This is a genomic window from Sorangium sp. So ce296, assembly GCF_051529605.1.
GTDB classification, from domain to species: Bacteria; Myxococcota_A; Polyangia; order Polyangiales; family Polyangiaceae; genus Sorangium; species Sorangium cellulosum_D.
The window spans coordinates 5980917-6003963 of sequence record NZ_CP150325.1; the positions used below are offsets into that span (position 1 = coordinate 5980917).

The 23047-nt window shown below is 73.2% G+C and carries 21 protein-coding genes; 10 read left to right on the top strand and 11 right to left on the bottom strand.

Going from position 1 to position 23047, the window contains the following annotated elements:
- The first annotated feature begins 358 nt into the window (after window positions 1–358).
- Both WME98_RS22260 and WME98_RS22265 read left to right on the top strand, forming a co-directional pair.
- Complete coding sequence (locus WME98_RS22260; RefSeq protein WP_437953098.1) at window positions 359–1036, top strand: hypothetical protein; 678 nt, start codon at window positions 359–361, stop codon at window positions 1034–1036.
- Between the two features lie 230 nt (window positions 1037–1266).
- Window positions 1267–2070 carry a phytanoyl-CoA dioxygenase family protein gene (locus WME98_RS22265; RefSeq protein ID WP_437953099.1) on the top strand — a complete coding sequence of 268 codons (804 nt, stop codon included), beginning with the start codon at window positions 1267–1269 and terminating at the stop codon, window positions 2068–2070.
- Between the two features lie 408 nt (window positions 2071–2478).
- Here WME98_RS22265 and miaA read toward each other — a convergent pair whose 3' ends face one another.
- Genes miaA through WME98_RS22280 form a run of 3 tightly spaced genes read right to left on the bottom strand, consistent with a single transcriptional unit; the run spans window position 2479 to window position 6325 of the window.
- On the bottom strand, window positions 2479–3525 hold the full coding sequence (miaA, locus tag WME98_RS22270; protein WP_437953100.1) for a tRNA (adenosine(37)-N6)-dimethylallyltransferase MiaA: 1047 nt from the start codon (window positions 3523–3525) through the stop codon (window positions 2479–2481).
- Window positions 3522–5657, bottom strand: a complete 2136-nt coding sequence (mutL, locus tag WME98_RS22275) for a DNA mismatch repair endonuclease MutL (RefSeq protein ID WP_437953101.1) — start codon at window positions 5655–5657, stop codon at window positions 3522–3524. The genes miaA and mutL overlap by 4 nt, the downstream gene beginning before the upstream one ends.
- On the bottom strand, window positions 5654–6325 hold the full coding sequence (locus tag WME98_RS22280) for a hypothetical protein (RefSeq protein WP_437953102.1): 672 nt from the start codon (window positions 6323–6325) through the stop codon (window positions 5654–5656). The genes mutL and WME98_RS22280 overlap by 4 nt, the downstream gene beginning before the upstream one ends.
- Before the next feature lie 144 nt (window positions 6326–6469).
- Here WME98_RS22280 and WME98_RS22285 point away from each other — a divergent pair, with 144 nt between their 5' ends.
- Both WME98_RS22285 and rsmI read left to right on the top strand, forming a co-directional pair.
- A complete protein-coding gene (locus WME98_RS22285; protein WP_437335004.1) occupies window positions 6470–7765 on the top strand; it encodes an RNA polymerase factor sigma-32 in 1296 nt (431 codons plus the stop codon).
- A gap of 3 nt (window positions 7766–7768) precedes the next feature.
- Window positions 7769–8647 carry a 16S rRNA (cytidine(1402)-2'-O)-methyltransferase gene (rsmI, locus tag WME98_RS22290; protein ID WP_437953103.1) on the top strand — a complete coding sequence of 293 codons (879 nt, stop codon included), beginning with the start codon at window positions 7769–7771 and terminating at the stop codon, window positions 8645–8647.
- Between the two features lie 16 nt (window positions 8648–8663).
- Here rsmI and WME98_RS22295 read toward each other — a convergent pair whose 3' ends face one another.
- Together WME98_RS22295 and WME98_RS22300 are read right to left on the bottom strand one after the other, a co-directional pair.
- Window positions 8664–9815 (bottom strand): mannose-1-phosphate guanylyltransferase, encoded by a 1152-nt coding sequence (locus WME98_RS22295; RefSeq protein WP_437953104.1) that lies wholly within the window; start codon window positions 9813–9815, stop codon window positions 8664–8666.
- Between the two features lie 66 nt (window positions 9816–9881).
- On the bottom strand, window positions 9882–10706 hold the full coding sequence (locus WME98_RS22300; RefSeq protein ID WP_437953105.1) for an undecaprenyl-diphosphate phosphatase: 825 nt from the start codon (window positions 10704–10706) through the stop codon (window positions 9882–9884).
- 228 nt (window positions 10707–10934) lie between these two features.
- Here WME98_RS22300 and WME98_RS22305 point away from each other — a divergent pair, with 228 nt between their 5' ends.
- The 4 genes from WME98_RS22305 to WME98_RS22320 are packed head-to-tail and all read left to right on the top strand — an operon-like array spanning window position 10935 to window position 13747.
- The gene (locus WME98_RS22305; RefSeq protein ID WP_437953106.1) at window positions 10935–11441 is read left to right on the top strand and encodes an NADH-quinone oxidoreductase subunit A; all 507 of its coding nucleotides are present in this window, start codon (window positions 10935–10937) and stop codon (window positions 11439–11441) included.
- Complete coding sequence (gene nuoB, locus WME98_RS22310; RefSeq protein WP_437335009.1) at window positions 11438–11986, top strand: NADH-quinone oxidoreductase subunit NuoB; 549 nt, start codon at window positions 11438–11440, stop codon at window positions 11984–11986. The genes WME98_RS22305 and nuoB overlap by 4 nt, the downstream gene beginning before the upstream one ends.
- Before the next feature lie 49 nt (window positions 11987–12035).
- Window positions 12036–12584 carry an NADH-quinone oxidoreductase subunit C gene (locus WME98_RS22315; protein WP_437953107.1) on the top strand — a complete coding sequence of 183 codons (549 nt, stop codon included), beginning with the start codon at window positions 12036–12038 and terminating at the stop codon, window positions 12582–12584.
- Entirely contained in the window at window positions 12581–13747 is a 1167-nt protein-coding gene (locus WME98_RS22320) for an NADH-quinone oxidoreductase subunit D (protein ID WP_437953108.1), read from the top strand. Before WME98_RS22315 ends, WME98_RS22320 begins: the two co-directional genes overlap by 4 nt.
- Before the next feature lie 17 nt (window positions 13748–13764).
- Here the strand turns inward: WME98_RS22320 and WME98_RS22325 are convergent, their stop codons facing one another.
- The 3 genes from WME98_RS22325 to WME98_RS22335 form a co-directional block, all read right to left on the bottom strand.
- Window positions 13765–14355 (bottom strand): hypothetical protein, encoded by a 591-nt coding sequence (locus tag WME98_RS22325; RefSeq protein ID WP_437953109.1) that lies wholly within the window; start codon window positions 14353–14355, stop codon window positions 13765–13767.
- A gap of 240 nt (window positions 14356–14595) precedes the next feature.
- On the bottom strand, window positions 14596–14997 hold the full coding sequence (locus WME98_RS22330) for an MmcQ/YjbR family DNA-binding protein (protein ID WP_437953110.1): 402 nt from the start codon (window positions 14995–14997) through the stop codon (window positions 14596–14598).
- 48 nt (window positions 14998–15045) lie between these two features.
- A complete protein-coding gene (locus tag WME98_RS22335) occupies window positions 15046–16095 on the bottom strand; it encodes a methyltransferase (protein WP_437953111.1) in 1050 nt (349 codons plus the stop codon).
- 334 nt (window positions 16096–16429) lie between these two features.
- Between WME98_RS22335 and WME98_RS22340 the strand changes: the two genes are divergently transcribed.
- The gene (locus tag WME98_RS22340) at window positions 16430–17257 is read left to right on the top strand and encodes a toll/interleukin-1 receptor domain-containing protein (protein ID WP_437953112.1); all 828 of its coding nucleotides are present in this window, start codon (window positions 16430–16432) and stop codon (window positions 17255–17257) included.
- A gap of 24 nt (window positions 17258–17281) precedes the next feature.
- Here WME98_RS22340 and WME98_RS22345 read toward each other — a convergent pair whose 3' ends face one another.
- The 3 genes from WME98_RS22345 to WME98_RS22355 are packed head-to-tail and all read right to left on the bottom strand — an operon-like array spanning window position 17282 to window position 19851.
- Window positions 17282–18148 carry a helix-turn-helix domain-containing protein gene (locus tag WME98_RS22345; protein ID WP_437953113.1) on the bottom strand — a complete coding sequence of 289 codons (867 nt, stop codon included), beginning with the start codon at window positions 18146–18148 and terminating at the stop codon, window positions 17282–17284.
- A gap of 57 nt (window positions 18149–18205) precedes the next feature.
- Window positions 18206–19345, bottom strand: coding sequence for an SUMF1/EgtB/PvdO family nonheme iron enzyme (locus tag WME98_RS22350; RefSeq protein ID WP_437953114.1), 1140 nt, complete (start codon window positions 19343–19345; stop codon window positions 18206–18208).
- Between the two features lie 11 nt (window positions 19346–19356).
- Window positions 19357–19851 (bottom strand): TlpA family protein disulfide reductase, encoded by a 495-nt coding sequence (locus tag WME98_RS22355; protein WP_437953115.1) that lies wholly within the window; start codon window positions 19849–19851, stop codon window positions 19357–19359.
- 283 nt (window positions 19852–20134) lie between these two features.
- Here WME98_RS22355 and WME98_RS22360 point away from each other — a divergent pair, with 283 nt between their 5' ends.
- Window positions 20135–22825 (top strand): HEAT repeat domain-containing protein, encoded by a 2691-nt coding sequence (locus WME98_RS22360; RefSeq protein WP_437953116.1) that lies wholly within the window; start codon window positions 20135–20137, stop codon window positions 22823–22825.
- Window positions 22826–23047 lie beyond the last annotated feature (222 nt).

Consider the following 23047-nt stretch of genomic DNA (forward strand, 5'->3'; position numbering starts at 1 on the left):
CGGCGCGATCTCGGGGCGTCGCGGGCGGAAGATCGCCTGCGTGCCGCGCCGGCGCGCGAAACGGACCTGCTTTATCGAGCCGCGGATGACCGCAGGACGCGCGCCGAGCGCAGCTGTCGATTGCGTTCCAGCTGCCTGATGCCTGGACGCAGCAATCGCGCGCGATGGACGGCGGTCTCGAGACCTCAGCTGCATGCGCGCGCCGCGCTCTTTTGAGCGCAATCAGCGCGTCTTCGCGCGATGCGGCGCAGGGCTGACGCATCGAATGGCTGGCACGCGGGGCGCTTACAGCGCCGCACATCGCCGGCGATCGGCCGCCCCCCGCAGCGCACAGCGGGACGGAAACCCCATGGAACTTATGAGCAATTCCCTCAAGATCGCGATGGCGGGCCTCAAGCCCGCGAGCCGCTCCGTCCGACGCGAGGCCCTCGGGCAGGGCGTTCGAGCCGGCGCGGGGCGGGCCGGCTCGTTCGTCGCGCTGCGGGCGCGCCTGCTCGCGAGCCCCAGCCTGGCCGGCGCGCTCAGCTTCATGCAGGTCACCACCCGTTCGTGGGAACCCCACGAACTCGCGGCGTGGCTCCACGAGCACGTGGTCGAGCCCGGTTGGATGAAGGCCCCTCGCGCGCTGCGCGAGCCGGGCGCGGCGACCGTGGAGCTCTGCGAGCTCGACGAGCGGCACCGCGAGGTCGCGGCGCTCACCGGATGTGCGCGCCGGCGCGTGGCGCTCGCGCTGCTCGATTTCGTGGCGCCGAACCCCGATCGCGGGTTTCTCCGCGCGGCGCTGTACAGCGCGCGCGTGCGGTGGAGCGTCGTCGAAGGCCGCTCGGGCTGGATCCCGGCGCCGCGCGAGAGCGACCTCCTGAGCGACATCGTGCTCAGCCTGTTCGCCGCGGAGATCCTCTCCGACGCGGAGCTCTACCGGAGCCACATGACCGTCTGCGCTGGCTGCGGCCGGGTCGCGTTCGCGCAGGAGCCGCGGCCGCGCGGCGCGGGCTGCCCGCGCTGCGACGGCGAGGTCAGGTGGCAGTCGCGCTGACAGCGAGGAATCGGCGCCGACGCGGCGTCCTAAGGACATCGAACAGGACCTCCGGAGATTGAACGGGATGAGAGCGCTCGTCCGTCCCGCGCGTGCTCCAGCTCCCTGACGCGGCGACTTCTCTTTCGAAGACGACGATTCCGGGAAAGGTGGGGTCGTCACGAATCGGCAGAGGGCGAGTGATGAGCTTGACGACTCGGCGTGAGCCACTCCAAGCTTGGCGCCGAGCCATGAACCTCGCCCGCCGCACCAGCGCCGAATTGGATGAGCTTGCCCACGCGGCGCAGCGCGATGGGTTTTGCTTGATCAAGAGCCTCATCCCGAAGAGCCTGCTGCTCTCGTGGCGTGAGGCCTTCGCGCCGCTCCTCGACGCGCACATCGCGCGCGAGGGGCACCTCAAGAACCGGGGGCCAGGGCGGTATTACGTCACGCTCCCCTTCAAAGCCCCCTTCGCGGAGCCGCGCATCTACGAAGACGAGACGATCCTGGGCGTCGTCGAGCGCCTGGTCGGCGCCGACATGACCATGGTCCAGCTCGCGACCGACACCCCGCTCCTCGGGTCCGATTACCAGGACGTCCACCGCGACACGCCGCCGCTCTTCCCGGAGACCGGCAAGGAGACGCCTGCATTCCAGCTCGCCGTCAACTTCCCCCTGGTCGACGTCACCGCCGAGAACGGCCCGATCGAGATCGCCCGTGGCACGCACATGCTCTCCAAGGCCGAGGGGATGCGGCGCCTCGAGCAGGGCGAGGTCGCGCTCGAGCCGATCCCCATGGAGCTCGGCGACGTCATGGTCCGCGACGTTCGCGGCCTGCACCGCGGAACCCCGAACCGCTCGCGCGAGCCGCGGCCCATGGTCGTCATCGGCTACAGCCGCCGCTGGCTCTTCCGGCCGGAGGTCTCGATCCGGGTGCCCCGCGAGAGCCTCCCCCACCTGTCGGAGCGGGCGAAGCGCATGCTCCGCTTCAACCCGATCGTCGAGTCGCTCGACGGGCCCGACGAGACCGAGGTCTACCAGGCCTTCGCCTATTGACCCGCGCCGTCGCGCGCCGGACCGCCCGTGCCCGCGACGCCCTGTGGCTGCCTCGGGGCTCGTGGGGGGGGCCGCCGCGTCGGCTCCATGCGGTTCGTTAGCCTATCTAACTATCGACGCTCCGCGCGCGTGACATACGCGAACGAATGATCCGTCGACTGCGCGTGGAGGGGGCTTCCACGGCGCGATATGGATCGTTAGTCTATCTAACTATCAACGCCATCTGCGAGCGTGGCTTGCGCGACGGCCCGCTCCCTCGACCGCTCCTGGAGAGGCCGCCTCGCGGCGCGATATGGTTCGTTAGCCTATCTAACTATTCCCGCCGTCTGCGAGCATGACGCGTGCGGCCGCCCGCTCCTTGGACCTCGCCTGGAGGGGCCGCCGCGTAGTGCGATATGGTTCGTTAGCCTAACTATCAACGCTGTCTGCGAGCGTGACGTGTGCGACCGGCTGATCCCTCAGCCAGGTGCGCTGCCGCCGCACGAAGACGCGCGTGGAGCGCACGATGGCCGGCGCGAGCTCCGCGGCCGGCAGGCCACCTTCCAGGTGCTCCCGCACCTCGCGGTAGCCCACCGAGCCCATCGCTCGCGCGCCGCCGTAACCGCGCGCCAGGAGCGAGCGGACCTCGTCCACCCAGCCCTGCTCCAGCCACCCGGAGACGCGCGCCTCGATGCGGCGGTCGAGCTCGGCGCGGTCCCGGTGCACCGCGAGCAGGCGCGAGGCGTGGCGGCGCTCCCGGAAGCCGTGCTCGGCGTGCCACGCGCTCTGCGTCCGGCCCGAGCGCTCGTAAATCTCCAGCGCCCGGCTCACGCGCACGAGATCGTTCGGCGCGAGGCGCGCCGCGCTCGCCGGATCCACCTCGGCCAGGCGCGCGTGGAGGGCAGCGCGCCCCTCGGCCTCGGCGATCGCGCGGTGGCGCGCCCGCACCTCGGGGTCGGCGGGCGGCGCCGGCGACAGACCAAAGAGCAGCGCCTTCACCCACAGGAACGTGCCGCCGCAGACGATGGGCACCCGGCCCCGGCCGCGGATATCGCCGATCGCCGCCTCCGCGAGCTCCGCGAAGCGCTGGGCGTCGATCGCCTCCAGCGGATCGGCCGCGTCGATCAGGTGGTGCGGCGCGCGCGCCCGCTCGGCGGGCGTCGGCTTGCCGGAGCCGAGGTCGAATTCCCGGTAGATCTGCACGCTGTCGGCGCTCACCACCTCGCCGCCGAAGCGCTCCGCGAGCCGGATCGCGAGCTCGGTCTTGCCGCTCGCCGTCGGGCCGACCACGACGAGCAGCTCGCCCGGCGACGGCGGCGCGATCGTCTCCCACGACGGCGGCGCGGCGGCCGCGCACGGCGGCGCAGCGGCCGCGCACGGCGGCGCGGCGGCCGCGCACGGCGGCGCAGCGGCCGCGCACGGCGACGCGGCGGCCGCGCTCGCCTCCGGGGCGAGCCCGCGCTCGGCCTCGATCACCGCCGCCCCACGCGGTGCTCCAGCTCCGGCCAGCCGACGCGCATCACGATCGGCCGGCCGTGCGGGCAATGGCCGGCGAAATCCACCTCGTCGAGCGCCGCGAGCAGCGCGCGCGCCTCGTCCGGCGCCACCGGGTCTCCGGCGCGCAGCGAGCCGTGGCAGGCCATCGTCGCCAGCGCGAGGTCCACCGCGCCCGAGAAGGCGCGCTCGCCCGAGTGGCTCAGCTCGTCCACGAGGTCGCGCACGAGGCGCTCGGGGGCCGCGCGGCGGAGCAGCGTCGGCACCGCGTGCACCGCGAGCTGCGCCGCGCCCGCCGGGCGGACGTCGAGCCCGAGCCGCGCGATCGCCTCCTGCGCCTCCTCGACCAGCGACACCTCCGCGGGCGCCGCCGGGACCAGCACCGGGAAGAGCAGCTTCTGCGTCGCGACGTCGCGCCCGTCGTACGCCGCGCGCAGCCGGTGGAACGTCACGCGCTCCGCCGCCGCGTGCTGGTCGAGGAAGTAGATCCCGTCCGGGCCCTCGCACACGAAGTAGGTGTTGCGCACCTGCGCGAGGAAGCGCAGCGATTTCCAGGCGAGGACGCGCTCGGCCGCGGCGAGCACGGACGCGCTGCCGGTCGGGTACGGCACGTTCGCCGGCCCGCCCGGCACGTTCGCGGGCGCGCCCGGCACGTTCGCGGGCGCGCCCGGCACGTTCGCCAGCCCGCCCGGCACGTTCGCGGGCTCGTCTGGCGCGATCGCCGGCTCCACCGCCCCGCCGCGCCGTTCGGCGAGCGCGATGTCGTCCCACACCCCGAGCTGCGCCGGCGCGCCCGCGCCGCTCGCGGCGGACCCGGGGCGCGCGGCCTCCGGGCGCCCCGGCGGGATCCCGACGAGGTCGCCGCCGAGGCCCCACGGGTCGGCCGGCGGCTCCCGGCGCTCGCTCGGCGCGCCCGCCGCGGGGGTGCCCGCCGCCGCGGGCGGGCCCGCCGCGGGCGCCCCCGCGGAGGGGCCGCTCGACCATACCCAGGCGTCTCCGGGCGGCGAGGCCGCGTCCTCGAAGAGCTTGCCCTTGCGGCCCTGGAAGCCGCCAGGAGCCGGCGCGGGCAGGCCGAACGCCGCGGCCACCTGCGCGGCGACGATCTTGTAGAGCGCGTCGGCGACGGCGCGGCCGTCGGCGAAGCGGACCTCGGCCTTCTGCGGGTGGACGTTCACGTCCACGAGCTCGGGAGGAAGATCGATGAACACCGCGCCGATGGGGTACCGGCCCGGCTCGAGCACGCTGCCGTAGGCGAGCGCGATCGAGCGCGCCAGCGACCGGTCGCGCACGTGCCGCCCGTTCACGAACATCCACAGCCAGCCGGCGCCCGAGCGGGCGCGCTCCGGCCGCGACACGAACGCCTCGACCGTGAGCGGCCCCCGCTGCCCGGCGCACGTCGCGAGCTCCTCGCCCGCGAGCATCGCGCGCACCCGCTCCGCGCGGCTCGCGGCGCGCAGCCACTCCCGCGCGACGCGCCCGTCGCGCGAGAGCACCACCGTCACGCCCGGCTCGCCGAGCGCGACCGCCTGCGCGATCTCGGTCACGTGCGCCGACTCGGTCCCGACGGCGCGCAGGAACTTGCGCCGCGCGGGGACGTTGTAGAAGAGGTCGCGCACCTCGACCACGGTGCCGGCGGCGCACCCGCAGGGGACCACCTGCGCGGCGCCGCCGCCCTCGATCCGGATCTCCGTCCCCTCCGACTCGCCGTCGCGCCGCGTGCGCAGCGAGAAGCGGCTCACCGAGGCGATGCTCGGGAGCGCCTCGCCGCGGAAGCCGAAGCTCTGGATGCAGCGGAGGTCGTCGATCTGCGCGATCTTGCTCGTCGCGTGGCGCAGCACCGCGAGCGACGCGTCCTCGCGGCTCATCCCGCACCCGTCGTCCGCGATGCGCACCAGGCCGACGCCGCCCCCCTCGATGTCGACGCGGATGCGGCGCGCGCCCGCGTCGAGCGCGTTCTCGACCAGCTCCTTGACCACGCTCGCCGGCCGCTCGACCACCTCGCCGGCCGCGATCTGGTTGGCGAGGTCGTCCGGCAGGACGGCGACCCTTCGCGCCTCGGGCTGGGCGGGCTTCGATCGAGGATCCGCGCCGGCGATCCTCTCCGCGGAGCTCATGGCTCTTCGCCGGAGTCGACCGTCGTCCGGGCGACCGCCTGAAAGTAGAGCTTGGTGCGCTCCCGCGTCAGCGCGAGCGCCGCGGAGCCGAGGATGGCAAGCTCGAAGATGACGAAGCGCACCCGCTCGGCGGTCCACCAGAGGTCCGGGTTCGTGAGGCCGGCGCGCTCGGGGACGTCCGGCGGCAGGAGCGCCCCCGCCTGCGCCACCATGTCGATCCACGCGCCGCGGACGCCCCGGGTGAGCGCGTAATCGACCGCGGCGAAGGCCAGGTTGGCGAAGAGGACCTGGAGCACGAAGCCGCGCGTGCCGGGCCGCCCGCCGAGCGCCAGGCCGCTCGCGACGACGAGCAGCCCGCCGAGGAGCACCTTGCCGATGCTGAGCGGGAAGGAGACGTCCTGGTGCAGGCTGAGGGCGCGCGCCTGGGCCGCCTCGAGCACCAGGTACGTGAACTGGAATGGCTCCCCCTGGTCGCGTGCTTGCTGGGCGACGGCCATCACGTCGGGGGCCATGCCGCCGCGCAGGTACATGGCCGTCCCGCACCCCGCCATGAAGCCGCGCACGCCGATGAGCCAGGTGAGCAGCATGGTGGCCACCAGGTACCAGGGGCGCAGCGAGCGCGGGCGCGGGGGGCGGTGCGAGTCCACGTGGAGGCTGGCGTGTAGCACGTTCTCCGAACCCGCGCGCTCTCTTCCATACCTGCTTACCTGCGGATCGCGGAGCGGGTAGCCTCGGATCGCGAGGTGCCTGCGCGCCGGCGCAGGTGGCGCGGTGCGGCGGGCCTGTACTAGAACTTCGAGGACGAGGTCCTGGTGGCGAAGAGCAAGAGCGAGCCGCGAACGAAGCGAACGAAGGGGACCGGTGCGCCGCAGCCCGCGGGGGCCGCGGAGGCGGGCCCGCTGCCCGAGCCGGAGGACGAAGGCGCGGACCGGAGCGCGGGCACGGACGAGGTCGCGGGCGCGGCCCCCCGGCCCGCCGCGAAGCGCCGCGCGCGCTCCGCGGCGAAGAACGCCGGCGGCGCGCGCGCCGAGGCGCAGCCCGCGGCCAGCGACGACGACGGCGCGCGCGACGACGAGGACGAGGGAGACGCCCCGCCCGAGAGCGGCGCCGCGCCGGCCGGCGACGTCGACGAGGGCGACGTCGTGGAGGTCGTCGGCGAGGTCATCGACGACGCGAGCCTCGATGTGAACGACATCGAGCTCCCGCGCGCCGCGCGCGCCGGCGCCGCCGGCGAGGGGCGCGGCGGCGACGCGGCGCTGTCGCGCACGGACCCGCTGCAGGCCTACCTGCGCGAGGTGCAGCGCCACCCGCTGCTCACGGCGGACGAGGAGAAGGAGCTGACGATCAAGTACTCGAAGACGCAGGACGTCGCGACCGCCGCGCGGCTCGTGACGGCGAACCTGCGGCTCGTGGTCAAGCTCGCGTACGAGTACCGGCGCGCCTACAAGAACATCATGGACCTCATCCAGGAGGGGAACATCGGCCTGATGCAGGCCGTGAAGCGCTACGACCCGTACCGCGGCGTGAAGCTCTCCTCGTACGCGGCGTGGTGGATCCGCGCGTACATCCTGCGCTTCATCCTCAACAACTGGCGCCTCGTGAAGCTCGGCACGACGCAGGCGCAGCGGAAGCTCTTCTTCAACCTCAACAAGGAGAAGGCGAAGCTCTCGGCGATGGGCATCGAGCCGACGGCGGCGGAGATCGCGAAGCGCCTCTCGGTCGAGGAGAAGGAGGTGGTCGACATGGACCGCCGCCTCGCGAGCGGCGAGGCGTCGCTCGACGCCCCGGTCGGCGATCTCGAGGGCCGGACGATCCCGCGCGTCGAGCTGCTCGTCTCGTCGGGGGCGAGCCCGGACAGCGCGTTCGAGGCGAGCGAGATGGGGATGCTCGTCCACGACCGGCTCTCGAAGTTCCGCGAGACGCTGAAGGGCAAGGACGTGATCATCTTCGACAAGCGCATGGCCGCGGAGGATCCGCTCACGCTCCAGGAGCTCGGCAACGAGTTCGGCATCTCGCGCGAGCGCGTGCGCCAGCTCGAGGCGCGGCTCCAGTCGAAGCTGCGGACGTACCTGCAAGAGGAGCTCGGCGACGCCGTCGAAGCGGACTAGGCCTTGTCGACCGTCGGCGAGCAGGGCGGGGCGAGCGATCGCGGGTGCCTCTACGTGGTGGCGACGCCGATCGGCAACCTCGGCGACATCACGCTGCGCGCGGTCGAGACGCTGCGCGCGGCGGACCGGATCCTCGCCGAGGACACGCGGCGCGCCCGCGCGCTGCTCGGCCACCTCGGCGTCTCGGGCAAGCCGGTCGACCGCTTCGACGCGCACGCCTCCGAGGCGGACGCCGCGCGGGCGGCCGCGCGGCTCGCGGCGGGCGAGTCGATCGCCTTCATGACCGACGCCGGCACGCCGGTCGTGAGCGATCCGGGGACGGCGCTCGTGCGCGCGGCCAAGGACGCCGGGGCGCGCGTCGTGGCGATCCCCGGGCCGAGCGCGGTGATGGCCGCGGTGAGCGCGTCGGGGCTCGTGACCGGGGGCTTCCGCTTCGTGGGGTTCTTGCCCCGCGGCGGGCGCGAGCGGCGCGAGGCGCTGGCCCTCGTCACGTCGACGCCGGAGGCGGTGGTGCTGTTCGAGTCGCCGCGGCGCTTCCGCGAGACGCTGGCCGAGCTGGTCGAGCGCATGCGCGGCCGCCGCGCGGTCGTCGCGCGCGAGCTGACGAAGGTGCACGAGGAGATCCTGGGCGGCACCGTGGAGGAGCTCGCGGCGCTCGAGCGGGAGTGGCTCGGCGAGATCACGCTGGTGCTCGCGCCCGCCGAGCCGGCCGCGGAGGGCGCGCGCCCGAGCGACGAGGAGCTCGACGCGCGCATCGACCGCGAGCTCGCCCAGGGGAGGCGGGCGAAGCACATCGCCGAGGAGCTGTCGGTCGAGCTCGGGCTCCCGCGGCGCGAGCTCTACGCGCGCGCGGTGGCGCGGCGAGGCTCGCCGCGCGAGTAGGGCGGGCGGCGCGCCGTCAGGTGTGCCGCCCCTGCCCCCGCGCCTTGAGGGCGTCGACCACGCGCTTCACGTCCTGCGCCCGGTCGCGCGGCACGATCAGGAGCGCGTCGTCGGTCTCGACCACCACGAGGCCCTCCACGCCGACGAGCGCGATCACCCGGCGATCGTCCGGCGCGCCGCCGGACCGCGCGCGCAGATCGACCACGTGGTTGCCCTGCGCGTCGACGAGCACCGACCCCGCGGGCGCGCTGTTGCCGCGCTCGTCCTTCTCGGCGAGCTCCCAGGCGCTCTGCCAGCTGCCGACGTCGCTCCAGCCGAAATCGCCGGGCACCACCGCGAGCCCGGCGACGTGCTCCATCACGCCGTGATCGACGCTCACGGCCGGCAGCCGCGGGAACACCCGCAGCACCGCCTCGGCCTCGGCGCCCTGCGCGGCGGCGCGGTCGATCTCGTCGAGCCCCTCGGCGAGCGCCGGCAGGTGGGCGCGGATCGCCGCCCGCATGTCGCCCGCGCGGAAGATGAACATCCCCGCGTTCCAGAGGAAGCGGCCGCTCGCCACGAACTCCTCGGCGCGCTCGCGGCTCGGCTTCTCGACGAAGCGCAGCACTTTGCAGGGCGCCGCGGGCGCCGCAGGCGCCGCGGGCGCCGCGCTCCCGGCGCCGTCCGCGCCGTCCGCCTCGATGTAGCCGAAGCCCGTCTCCGGGTGCGTCGGGCGGATGCCGATGGTCGTGATCGCGCCGCCCCGGGCCGAGGCGACGGCGGCCTCCAGCACCTCGAGGAACCGCGGCACGTCGGCGATGTGATGATCGCTCGGGAGCACGACCACGACCGCCTCGGGATCCTCGCGCGCGATGGTCGCCGCCGCCCAGCCGATGCACGGCGCCGTGTTGCGCGGCGCGGGCTCGACGAGCAGGCGCCGCTCGGAGACGTCGGGCAGCGCGGCCCGCGTGGGCGAGAGGAGGTGCTGGCCGGTCGCGATCCAGATGCGCTCCCAGCCCGCGCCTCCGCACAGCGGGAGCACCCGCCGCGCCGTCGCGGTGATGAGCGGCTCGCCGCCGAGCAGCGGCAGGAGCTGCTTCGGGCGCGCCGCGCGCGACGCCGGCCAGAAGCGCGTGCCCGCGCCGCCGGCGAGGATCAGGACATGGACGGGGGTCTCGGTCGAGCTCATGGGCGAACGTCGAGGGTTACACGCTGGAGGGTACCGCAGGGACGCGGCGCCGGGGCAGGGGGCCGCTCAGGTGGGGCCCGGCAGCGCGTACGCGTAAGCCACCATCGCGAGGCCGAGCGGGACGACCCACAGCGCGAGCGCGCCGGTGCGCCGCCGCTCGGCGAGCGCGCGGAGCGCGGCGGCCGCCGCGAGGGCGCTCAGGAAGGCGGCGAGCAGGCTCAGCGCCGCGGCGCCCGCCCCGGGCGGCGGGGCGCGGAGCGCGGGCGCCTCCGCGAGCGCCGCGGCGGCGAGCGCGGGGATGCTCAGCGCGAGCGCGAGCTCGACGGCGCGCGCGGGCCGGACGCCGAGCCAGAGCAGGAGCACGAGCGCCGCCCCGACGCGCGACCCGCCCGGCAGCGCCGCGGCCCCGTGCGCCGCGCCGACCGCGAGCATCCCGACGAGCGACGGCGCGTCGGTCGCGTCGCGCCCGTCGCGCCGCGGCGCGATCGCGGTGCTCGCGAGCGCCGCGCCGGTCGCGAGCAGGCCGAGCCCCACCGCGAGCGGATCCTGCCCCCACCGCGCGACGTACGGCCGGAGCACCGCCGCGACGATCAGGCTCGCGGCGGCGCCCAGCGCGAGCAGCGCCGCGTCGCGCGCCGGCGGCGACGCCCGGAAGAGCGACGGCCGCCCGAGCGCGCGGGCGCCCTCGCCGAGCGCGCGGAGGAGCCGCCGCCGCGCCGCGACCGCGAGCGCCGCGGCCGCCGCGAGCGCCTGCGCGGCGGCGGCCCAACCATCGCCGTCGGTCGCGCGGAGCCAGAGCCGCGCCGCCGCGGCGTGCCCCGTGGCCGAGATGGGCAGCGCCTGCGCCGCCCCGTCCACGGCCGCGAGCACCGCCACGTCCACGAGACCCACGTCCGACCGATACCCCAGCGCGGCGCGTCCTGTCGATCCCGAGCAGCGGCCCCGCGAGCCGCCTCCCCCAGCGCGGCCCGAGGCACCGCGCGAGGGAGCGGGCTCAGCGCGCGCTCGCTCCCGGGTCTGCTGGCTTGCCGCGCTTCATCTTTTCACCTACATACCGCCCCTGATCTGGCGCTCTCTCGCCCGGAGCGAGCGAGGGCGAGCCGAGCGAGGTTCCGTCCGATGTTGATGGCATATGCCAGCGTTGCCGCGTTCTTCCTGGTGGCGATCGGCTTCGTCCTCGGCTCTCTGCTGTTCGGGAAGCTGCTGCGCCCGAGCAACCCGTACCCCGAGAAGGTCGAGACGTACGAGTGCGGGGAGGCGCCCGTCGGGCCCGCGTGGTTCAACTTCAACCCGCGTTTTTACATCATCGCGCTCGTCTACATCGTCTTCGACGTCGAGATCGCCTTCATCTACCCGGTCGCGGCGGTGTTCAAGCGCTGGGTCGACCAGGGCAGCGGCCTCTTCGCGCTGATCGAGATCTTCCTCTTCGTGGCCATCCTGATGCTCGGCTTCGCCTACGTCTGGGCGAAGGGCGATCTCGACTGGATCCGCGCCATCAAGGGCGATCCGCGCGGGGCCCAGAACGTGAGCAGCCGGTCCCGGGCGCGCGCGCCGATCGCGGGCGCGGCGGGCGAGGGCGCGCCGGTCGGGGCGGCCGCGGTCGCCGACGGAGGTGCGGAGTCATGACATCGAACCTGAACCTGATGGCCCCGCCCCGCGGGTGGGAGGCGAAGTACGAGAGCGACGGCGGCGGCGTCATCACGACGAGCGTCGACCAGACGGTGAACTGGCTGCTCAACTGGGGCCGGTCGAACAGCGTCTGGTACATGCTCTTCGGCCTGGCCTGCTGCGCCATCGAGCTCATGCAGACCGGCGGCCCCCGCGGCGACCTCGAGCGCTTCGGCGCGGCCCCGCGGCCGAGCCCCCGCTCGAGCGATCTCTTCATCATCGCGGGGACGCTGACGTACAAGATGGCGACCCGGGTGAAGCGCCTCTATGACCAGATGTCGGAGCCCCGCTACGTCATCTCCATGGGCAGCTGCTCGAACTGCGGCGGCCTCTTCCAGTACGCCTACTCGGTCTGCAAGGGCGTGGATCAGATCATCCCCGTCGACGTCTACGTGCCCGGCTGCCCCCCGCGCCCCGAGGCGCTCCTCGAAGGGCTCCTGAAGATCCAGGAGAAGATCAAGAGCGAGCGGGCCCTCGGCCGCCGCGGCGCGCAGGGCGGCTGAGCCGCCCTATCGTGCTCGTCTCCATGCTCGTCCCGCGCTCCCGCACCCCATGACACCCGAAGAGATCTTCCAGGCGCTCCAGGCGAAGCTCGGCGAAGACGCGGTCTTCGACCTCCACCCCGTGTCCGCGAAGGATCGCGACGCCTGGTTCCAGGTCGCGCCGGACAAGATCCAGGCCGTGGGCCAGCACCTGCGCGAGGCGCCGGAGCTCGATTTCGATTACCTGGAGTGCATCACCGGGGTCGACTACCCCGATCTCAAGAAGATCGTGGTCGTCTATCACATCTATTCGTACGCGAAGAAGCACCGGGTCGTCCTCAAGGCGTTCCTCGACCGAGAGAGCCCGGCGATGCCGACGCTCGTCGACGTGTGGTCGGCCGCGAACTGGCAGGAGCGCGAGTGCTTCGACCTGCTCGGCGTGCGCTTCGAGGGGCACCCGGACCTCCGGCGCCTGCTCCTGCCCGACGACTGGGAGGGGCACCCGCTCCGCAAGGACTGGCAGGAGAAGGCCGAGTACCACGGCATCCCGACGCAGCGGCCGAACCCCGTCGAGCTCTTCAAGATCAAGCTGCCGAAGAAGGAGTCGGAGGCGACATGAGCCAGGTCATCTTCAGCGTCGACCGCGGGGGCGCCGGCCCGGGGAGCGACCTCGACGACGAGATGACCCTCAACATGGGGCCTCACCACCCGTCGACCCACGGGGTGCTCCGCTTCGTCATCTCGACGGACGGCGAGATCATCCGCAAGGCGGTGCCGGACGTCGGCTACCTGCACCGGAGCATCGAGAAGATCGGCGAGCGCTGCACCTACAGCGGCTTCATGCCGTATACCGACCGCGTCGATTACGTCGCCGCGATGTTCGCCAACGAGGCCTGGGCGAGCGCCTGCGAGAAGCTGATGGGCATCGAGGTGCCGAAGCGGGCGCAGTACCTGCGCGTCATCTCCTGCGAGCTCAACCGGATCGGCAGCCACATGATCGCGCTCGGCGCGATGGCCATGGACGTCGGCGCGGTCACCCCCTTCCCGTGGGCGCTGCGCGAGCGCGAGCACGTCAACGATTTCATCGAGGAGCTGTGCGGCGCGCGGCTCACCTTCAACTACCACCGCATCGGCGGCGTCTCGTTCGACATGCCGACGGGGTGGGCCGACAAGGTGAGGCGGTGGCTCGACCGCTTCGAGCCGATCATGGTCGAGTTCGACCGGCTCATCAGCCTGAACGACATCTTCATCAAGCGGCTCGCCAACGTCGCCGTGGTGACGGCCGAGGAGGCGAAGGACTGGGGGCTCGTCGGCCCCAACCTGCGCGCGTCCGGCGTGCGATGGGATCTCCGCAAGGAAGACGGCTACTCGGTGTACCCGGAGCTCGAGTTCGACGTGCCGGTGGGCCGCGGGCGCTACGGGACGGTGGGGGACTGCTGGGACCGGTTCTACGTGCGGGTCGAGGAGTGCCGCGAGTCGGCGAAGATCCTCCGCCAGGCGCTCGACAGGATCGACGAGCACCCGGAGGACGACATCCTGGGCAAGCTGCCCAAGAAGATGAGGCCCGACGGCGAGGCCTACGCGCGCATCGAGAGCGCCCGCGGCGACATGGGGTGTTACGTGATCGGGCGGGGCGCGGAGGAGGCGTACCGGGCGCGGTTCCGGACCGGGAGCTTCACCGCCATGGCGATGATCGAGGCCAAGAGCCCGGGGCTATTCTTGGCCGATCTCGTGGCGCTCATCGCCAGCTTCGACGTCGTGGCGCCCGAGATCGACCGGTAGCGGGCGAGCGGGGAGCCTCAGGGCTCCTCGCCGCCGGTGTCCGAGCCGAACAGCTCCGGACACTTCTCGTCGACGGCCTCGCACTCCGGAGGCAGCTTGAGGGACTCGAGGTCCGACTCGCACGTGAGCGCCTTGATCATCTCGAACTGGCTGTCCGTGCAGGCCTTGAACTCGGCGACCGTGGCGGCGCACCCCGCGAAGTCCTCCGCGGTGCACGACTCCTCTTCCGCAGGCTCGTCGGGCTCGGCGATGCACTGTTCCTTGGCGGCCTCGCAGTCGAGGCCGGAATCGGGCGTGGCGGCGGCGATCAGGCCGACGAGCTCGCACGCGTCCTCCTTCGTGACCTCCGCGGCCGACGCGGCGACCGCGTCGCACACCGCCTGCGCCTCCTCGTCCGTCAGGTCGCCGAGCTGCTTGTCGTCGAGGTCGCCCCCGGTCTCGCCGCCGTTGCCGCCGGTGCCGTCCGTGCCGCCGTTGCCGCCGTCGCCGCCGGTGCCGCTGGTGCTGCTGGTGCCGCCGGGGCCCGACGTGCCCTCCTCGCCATCATCGCCGCACGCAACGAGCGCGAGCCCCACCATCAGCATCCCAAGAACCTTCATCCGTGTCATCGAGCGCTCCATCATCGAGAATGTTCACCTGAGAGTCCGCGCGGCGCTGGAGGACGGCTCCGTCGAAGGAAGCGAACGGGCTGAATCGTCGACCCGGCAGGCGCGCGGCGCGTGAACATACTACGACCCCGATCGAATTTTCCTTCCCCGTCGGAAAAAAAAGACAGCGCCCTCCGGCGCCGGCATCGCCGCGCGCGGCCGAGGCGCTGTCCGTCTCCGCGCCGCGCGTCCCGGCGTCCGTCACGTCGCGCGCGCGCGTCTCCGCGGGCGTGAGGGAGCCCCCGGCGGCGCCGCCGGTTCCAAGCTGCGACCCGCGTCCCGCTGCGCGACCACGCGCTTCGGCGCCACGCGGCGGAAGGCCCCCACGAGCAGCTCCTCCAGGAGCGCCGGGTCGACGCGACGGAGCTCCACCCGCGTCCAGCCCTGGTGTCCCCACGGCGTCACCGAGAAGACGTCGGGCTGCGCCCGCACCAGGCTGTCCTGCTCCTCCAGCGACAGCTTCAGGACCGCCTGCTCCTGCGCCACCCAGTGGGTCGCGAAGATCTTCCCCCGCACGCGGAACGACGGCTTGCCGAAGTGATCCTGCTCCTCGGCCTCGGGCAGGGACAGCGCGAGCGTTCGAAGTTCGTCGGAAGAGACCACGGCGATGCACCTCGGCAAGGGGGGATGGGTCGCGCTCGTGAAGGTACCTCAGGCCCGCGCCGCCTCGAAGATCCGGTAGAAGCTCGGCGTCTCGCGCACGCCCTTCACGGAGAGCCCGGCGGCCTCGAGCAGCGCGCGGTACTCGGCCTCGGTGCGCTCGCGCCCGCCCGTGTTCACGAGCATGTTGATGTCGCTGAACGTGAGGACCCACTCGAGCGCCGCGTTCCCGCGCTGGGCGGGGGCGGGCGGCTCCACGACGAGCAGGCGCGCCGCGCCGTCCATCGCCTCGCGGCACTTGCCCAGGATCGTCAGGCTCCGGGCGTCGTCCCAGTCGTGGATCACGCTCTTGAGCACGTAGACGTCGGCGGCCGGCGGCGCCGCGTCGAAGCAGCTCCCCGCGACGAAGGAGGCGCGGGCGGCCACGCCGCGCGACGCGAACAGCTGGAGCGCTCCCTCGCGCGCGTGCTCGAGATCGAAGACGACCCCCTCCACGACGGGGTGGGCCTCCAGGATGGCGCAGAGCAGCGCGCCGTAGCCGCCGCCCACGTCGACCACCCGGCGCGCGCCGCGCAGATCCGCGGCCCCGACGATGCCGGGCGCGACCCCGCGGGTGAGCTCCACCATCGCCTGGTGGAAGATCGCGGCGGCGGCCGGGTCGCGCCCCATCTCGTCGAAGTGCTCGGTCCCGGACGGCGCCGCCGCGCCTCCGTCGCCCCACGCCATCCGGCCGGTGCGGACGCAGTCGGTCAAGCGGCCCCAGGCCGTCCACACGCCCGCCCCGCCCATGAGCCGGGACCACGCGCGCCGCGAGCTCGGGGAGCTCGTCTCGAGGCATCGCCCCATCTCGGTGAGCTCGAAGCGGTCCCCGCGGGGGGCGAGCAGCTCGAGCGTGACGAGGGCCCGGAGCAGGCGCTCCGTCGCGTCGGGGTGCGTGCCGAGCCGCGCCGCGACCGCGCCGCTCGGGAGCGGCCCGTCGGCGAGGACGTCGGCGACGCCGAGCTCCGCGGCCGCGTGGATGACCTGCGGCACCCAGAGGCTCATGATCATCTGGTTGAGGCGGACGGCAGGGGGCAGATTCGTGGGAGACGCGCTCGACATGGTGTTCGCTCCTTCGGGGCCTACCTTGGGGAGCGCGACGCCGGGGGTATTGTAAAGATTTTACCTTGCCCCCTGCCGGGTCGCCGACCGCGAATTTGCCGTGCCGAACCGTCGCGAGCCATCGCCGTCGCCGGGAGCTCGGGGGGTGACGACGGATCGCACATCTCCGAAGCCATGGATATGCGTGCGCAGGACGGATCCCGGCCGGTAAGCCCTGCACCTCGGCGGCGGCGTTCCTCGATGTACAGACTCGCCATGATCTGGACGGTAAGGAAATAGTCTGAACAAGGCCGCTCCGCTCGTCCGCCTGGCTCCTTCCTGATACGCTATCCTCGTGTTTCCTGCGCCTCTACCGATCGACGTCTTCATCTCGCATGCAGCCGCGAACGAGAAGCAGAAGGACGTGCTCAGAAAGCACCTGTCGGCCCTGAAGCGCGAAGGGAAAGTCCGCACCTGGCATACCGGGCGCGTCGGGGTCGGCAGCGATCGGGAGGCCGAGCTCGCGGCTCGCCTCGACGCGGCTCACCTCATCGTCCTTCTCGTCAGCGTTGATTACCTCGCCGCCGACGCGCAGTGGCGAGAGATGGAACGGGCGCTCGGGCGCCACAACGCCGGGCGGGCGCGGGTCATCCCCATCCTCCTCGACGCGTGCGACTGGGAGGGGACGCCGTTCTCCGCCCTGGCGCCGCTGCCCCCCAACCGTGTGCCCGTGATGTCGTGGAAGCGCGAGAGCGAGGCGTGGACCTCCGTGACGCTCGCGATCCGGGCCGCCATCGCCGACTGCGCGCACAGGAGCGCTGCGCCGACCCTCATGGACACGAGCGAGCCGGCTCACGCGGCACGCACGGAGAGGACACTCGACACGTCCCCCGGCGCTGCGACCCTGCCCGCAGCTGGGAAAGGCAGCGCCCCGCCCGCACGACAGCGAGGCAGCTCCAGGGCCTCTACGGCGGCTCGCGCGCTGATTGCCATCCTCGCGCTCGGCCCGGTCGCGGCGATCGCGCTCTTCATCGCGCGATTCACCACGGCAGGTCAGCCGGCAGGCGCGGCGGCGGCGGACGCGGGGCCGGCAGACGCGGGACCGACGGCGCGACCGCAGATCCCGCCGCCGAGGACCGTGACCGTCGGCGAGCCGGAGCCGCGGCCGCCGCGCAGGCCCTAGCGACACGGCGTGCGCGGCGAGGGATCACGGGCTCATGCCGGAGAGCTCGATCAGCGTGGCGCGGGCCTTGGTCGGGGTCGTCCCGGTGAACTGCTTCACGTCCCGCGCGAGGTGCGCCTGGTCGTAGTAGCCGAACCGCTGCGCGAGCTCCGCCCACGTCCCCGAGGCGCCCGCCTTGAGGTGCTGCACCAGGCGCTCGAAGCGCACGAGGCGGGCGAGGAGCTTGGGGGGGACGCCGACGTGCTCGCGGAACAGGTCGATCACGTGCTTCTGGCTGTAGCCGAGCTCGCGCGCGAGCGCCCGCATGTCGACCGCGCCCCCGCGCTCCTCGATCCGCCGGAGCGCCCACGGCACCACGCCGAGCGCGTGCCGCGCCTCGTCGACGCGCTCGCCGAGCGCGCGCTCGATCAGGTCGAAGCGCGCGTCCCAGGTGGGGAGCTCCTCGAGGCGCTCGGCCAGGTGGGCGTGCTTTTTCGGCAGGAGATCGCGCGCGGAGATCACGCGCCCGGTGAGCTCCGCCATCGGTACGCCGAAGAGGAGCCGCGCCCCGATGGGGGTGAGGTTCACCTGGATCCCGCGCTGGAGGCCGTCGTGCTCGGTGACCGTGAAGCTGTCGTCGAGCCCCGCGACGAAGCCGCCCGGGTACGACGCGTGGCGGCGATCGCTCCCGGCGTCGAACACGCGCAGCGGCGGCCCGAACTCGATGATGACGACCACCTGCGGCATCGGGAACTCGGCCCGCCGCAGCGGCCCAGGCGCCTCCTCCGTGTAACCGCAGTAGTCGCGGAGGTAGGGGCGGAGGCGCGGCGCCGGGGGCCGGGTCGCCATCTCCCAGCGGCTCTCACCGGACGTGCCGCGCGCGATCCGCGCGCGCTGAGCCAGCGCTTGCATCGAGGGGCAAGGCTACCCCTCGGCGCGGGCGCGATCCAGCCGCGGCGCCCGGGCGCCTCAGTGGACCGTCTTACAGCACCTGAACCCGAGGTGGTAATTCACGTGCCAGGCGTTCTCCATCGGCTCCACGTGCCAGCGCGGGCTGAAGGAGCAGTGATCGGGATACGTCTCCTGCCCCTTCGGCCGGGGGGCGTCGTGCGCGCGGGCGACCTCGACGTAGAACCAGGCGCTCCCCTTGAGCTGGCTGTACAGCTTGCCGTCGTCCCGGTCGCGGCGGGTCATGATCTCGGCCACGTTGCCGTGCTGATCGAAGACCCCGAACCGCGAGCGGCACGCCGGGTAGGCGCCCGCCGGCTCGGTGTCGGTCGCGCACGTCTCGTAGGCCGAGCGCGCCGTGTCGGCGTCGCAGGGCTTGCCGTCGATGTCGCGGTGCCGCGTCTGCGTGTGGCAGACGGCGAGGTCGAGCTCGTCGCCGTAGGCGTACGTCCGCGGCGCGCCGCCCTCCGGGTCGCCGCGGCACGCGAGGCTCCACTCGTCCTCGGTGCAGAGGCGCTTGCCCTGGAGGCTGCACACCGACGCCGCCTGCGTCGGGCCCGCCCACACCATCGGCAGCTCGCACGGCTTGTTGGGGAACTCGAAGATGTCGATGCAGAACTCGGCCGGCCTCGCCTTCCCCCGCACGGTCTTGAAGACGGGCACCATGTTCTCGTGGCCGCCGCAGCGGGCGCGCTGCTCCTCCGTCTGGAGGACCACGCCGCGCAGCCCCTCGAGGCACTGCTCCTTCGAGCGCGTGTGCCGCGCGAGCGCCCTGTTGCCCTGGTTGATGCGCGACGGCCCGCCGCCGCCGAAGTTCTTCTCCAGGAAGAGCTCGGGGTTCCTGAACTTGCGCTCCCGCGGCGTGAGCTCCTTCAGCGAGAAGAGCCGCACCAGGTCCTCGCGCGCCTCGTAGTGGATCGCCATCGGATCCCCGGCCGGCGGCGGCGCCTCGCCCCCGGCCGGCGGCGGCGCGCCGGCAGACCCAGCCGCCGGCGGCGGGGCCGCGTCGCCCGGGCCGGAGGCCGCCGCGGGCGCCGCGGGGCTGGCCGCCGGCGCGGCGGCGTCGCCGGGGCCGCGATCGGGCTCGCCGCGGGAGCAGGCGGCCGCGGCCGCGGTGAGCGCCGCGAGCGCGACGCGCGAAGGTCGGGAGGGCCGTGACACGTGGAGCGAGGTCAGAGGGTCGCCGCGATGATCTCGGAGAGGCTCGCCTCGTCGACGATGCCGGTCAGGTAGGCGGCGACGTTCCCCTGCCGGTCGATCACCACGAGGCTCGGCAGCTTGTCCACCCCGTACCGGACCGACGCCTCCTTGGCGTCGTCGATGAGGATCGGGTACGAGAGGCCCTTCTTGAGGGCGTATTGGCTGGCCACGTGGGGCGGATCGTCCACGTTGACGCCGAGCACCACGAGCCCCTTCTTCTCGTACCGGCGCGCGATCCGGTCGAGGATCGGCGCCTGGACCGCGCAGGGGCCGCACCAGGTGGCCCAGAAGTCGAGGATCACCGGCTGGCCCTTGAGCTCGGCGAGCTGCATGCGCGCGCCGGGCTCGCCGTTGGCCGCGACCGGCAGCGTCACGTCCGGGGCCACCGCGCCGACCATGCCCCCGACCCCAGGCGCGAGCCGCGGCAGGATCGCAAGGCCGAAGAGCGCGCTCAGGGCGATGAGCACCGCGACTGCAGGGTAGAGAATCTTACCGGAATTGGACTCGGGTTCGGCCATACGGGGCCCTGGGCTTCATAGCAAATCTTTGGGCCTACGTCCGAGCGGCTCTGGTACGGTCCGGCGCCTCGACCGGCCAGGCGCTGCGCCGCCTGGCCCGGGGTCGGGGGCGCAGCGCGGCTCGCCGCGCGACGCCGCCGCCGCCGCCGGTGGGGGTCGGGGGCGCAGCGCGGTTCGCCGCGCGCTGCCACCGCCGTCCGGGTCACGTCGTCGCCCGCGCGCTGGAGGAACCATGCTGGATCGTCCGAATCTTTCACGAGAAAATCCCGCGGGGCCCCGCGGGCGGCGCCCGCCGCCCGGGCTCCCCCCGGCCAAGCGGGCGGCCAAGTGGCCCCCCGATGACAACGACCTGCCCGGAGCCCCGCCGGCGCCCGCCGGCGGCGGCTTCGCGGACGACGGCAACTTCAAGCGCGGCCGGTTCAGCCCGGTGTCGATCGTGGTCGGCCTCCTCCTCGCGCTCGGCGCCGCGGGCGCCATCTGGTTCGGCGTCAAGCAGGACAGCCAGAAGATGACGGTCGACGCCATCTCGAAGGAGAAGAAGAACATCTTCGTCCTGCCGAAGAAGGACCAGCTGCCCCTCTGGCGGAAGTGGGCCGCCTCGAACGCCGAGCCGTCGCTCCAGCAGGAGGCGCTCATGCAGCTCGCGTGGGCCGGCGACCCCGAGGGCGTCACGCACGCGACGACCGCGCTCTCGCTCCAGGACCACCGCGTGAAGGGCGTCGCCGCGCAGGTGCTCGCCTACTACGGCTCGCCCAAGGCCGACGGCGCCAAGCCCGCGCTGCTCGAGGCGCTCAAGGTCGCGGACGAGAGCGACCGGCCCCAGATCGTCTGGGCCCTCGTCGAGCTCAAGGAGCCGGCCGCGTTCAAGGACGCGATGGACCAGTACCGCAAGGGGTTCCTCTCGAAGGTCGAGCGGCTCGGCGGCGGCATCGCCTTCGATCCCGAGAAGCTCGCCGGCCTCGTGTCGCTCGACGAGCTCGCGAAGCTCGCGACCGACGAGAGCGCGTCGGTGCGGCAGCTCGTCGCGACGGTCCTGTCGCGCAACGCCGAGCCCAAGTGGACGAGCGCGCTGATCACGCTCGTGAAGGACAAGGACGTCGAGGTCGCGCGCGAGGCCGCGAACGGCCTCGGGCGCATCGGCGACGAGACGGCGCGCGCCCCGCTCCTCGAGGCGCTCTCGAACGCCGACAAGGACAGCCGCCAGCGCTTCCTCGAGGCGCTGCGCGACGGCATCGGCGGCGAGGGGCTCGTCCTCGCCCTCGACAGCGTGAAGTCGGACCCCGAGGAGACGACCTGGTTCCAGACGAAGCAGATCATGGAGATGCTGCGCGAGCTCGCCGATCCGCGCGCGGCCGACCCGCTCGTGAAGTGGATCGAGGCGAAGAAGCCGCCGCTGCACTGGCAGGGCGAGGCGGGGACGCGGCTCGCCGAGGTCGGCGACATCCGCGGCGCCAAGTACATCGGCGAGCGGATGCTGGCCGACCCGCTCAAGCTCTACAAGCTCGAGAAGTTCTGGGAGGCGGACGAGGGCGGGCACCTGTCGCGCACCGACCTGCCGCGCGTCGTCGGCGCCCGCATGCTCGCCGACCTCGCCACGATCCACGCGGACAAGGCCGCCGAGCTCAAGGCCGCGGCCGAGTCGCCGGTCATCCTGTGGCTCAAGGATCGCCCGCAGCCGCACGCGAACGGCCTGCGCTTCCTCGCCACGATCCGCTCCGAGAAGATCCTGAAGGACATGCGCGACTGGGCCTTCCCGACGGACCCGCTCCCGAAGGAGGGGCAGCAGCCGCCGTTCCCGGCGGCGTTCGAGACCGCGCAGAGCGCGCTCCGGTACATCGGGCGCATGAAGGACGAGCCCTCCTTCCCGCGGCTGCTCGAGCAGTTCAAGCGGAAGAAGGACCCGAAGATGGACATCACCCAGGACGGGCTCCAGGGCGCGGGGCTCGCGATGATGGGCATGGCGCTCCGCGCGGTCGCCTACGGCGCGGCGCAGGGGCTCGCCGAGTGGGGCGACCCGCGCGCGGTGGAGCCGCTGACGAAGCTCATCGAGGACGAGACGTGGCACGAGGAGGCCCGCCAGGCCGCGTGCGAGGCGCTCGCCTGGTGCGCCGACGACAAGACGATGGTCGAGGTGGCGAAGAAGGCGAAGGATTTCGCGAGCAAGAAGGAGCCGCGCAAGCAGCTCATCGGCGCCTGTTACGCGTCCGCGCTCGCGCTCCGGCCGGTGCCCAGCGCCGCCGGCGAGCTCGTCCCGCTGCTCACGGCCGACGTCGAGCCCGGGGTGCGCATGGCCGTCGCGCGCGCCATCGGCATCGGCGGCTTCGACGAGGCGGCGCAGAACCAGCTCTTCGAGAAGCTCAAGGACGTCGAGGTCCGGAACGCGGCGGCGCTCGCGCTCATCCTCGGCGGCACGAGCGACACCGCGGCGCGGACGGTCGCGATGTACGCCGACTTCGACAAGGGCGCGCTCGACGACCTCAAGGACCACTACTACCGCGCGTTCGGCTACTGGTCGGACGAGGACTTCAAGCGCGGCAACCTGTACCGGTACGTCGCGAACGCCGAGGCGGTCACGCGGGTGAAGGTCGCGGACGCGCCGCAGGAGTGGGCGCGGCAGCGGCTCCAGGCCCAGTTCGACAACCTGAAGTACGACAACGGCCCGCACTCCGAGACGCGCGTCGTCCTGCGCTACCGGCTCTACCAGGCAGCCAAGAGCGGCGACGGCGAGCAGAAGAAGGGCGCGATCGACACGCTCAAGTTCATGAAGGAGAAGGGCGCGCTCATGGCGCTGCGGCACGAGCCGGGCGACACCGGCGCGCTCGCGAAGCGCGCCTTCCACGAGCTCATGAACCCGAAGGCCACCGTGGCCGAGGACCTGAGCGCGCTCGCCCCGGCCAAGGGCGGGGGCGCCGACGTGCAGTAGCGGCGCGCGCCTGCGCGATCGGGCGAGGGGCCCGGGAGCTCTCGAGGGAGGCCGTCCTCCCCCGGGGATCCCGGGCTTCCTGTTTTTGTCGAGGCTGCGCGGACGAGCCCGCGCCCGGCGCGTCGGGGGGCCTGGCGACGGGCGGCGGGCGCGTGTCGGGCTGGACAAAGCGCGCGTTTCGGAAGAGTGTTCGCGCCGAGGTGCACTGTGGCTACCTGGCGT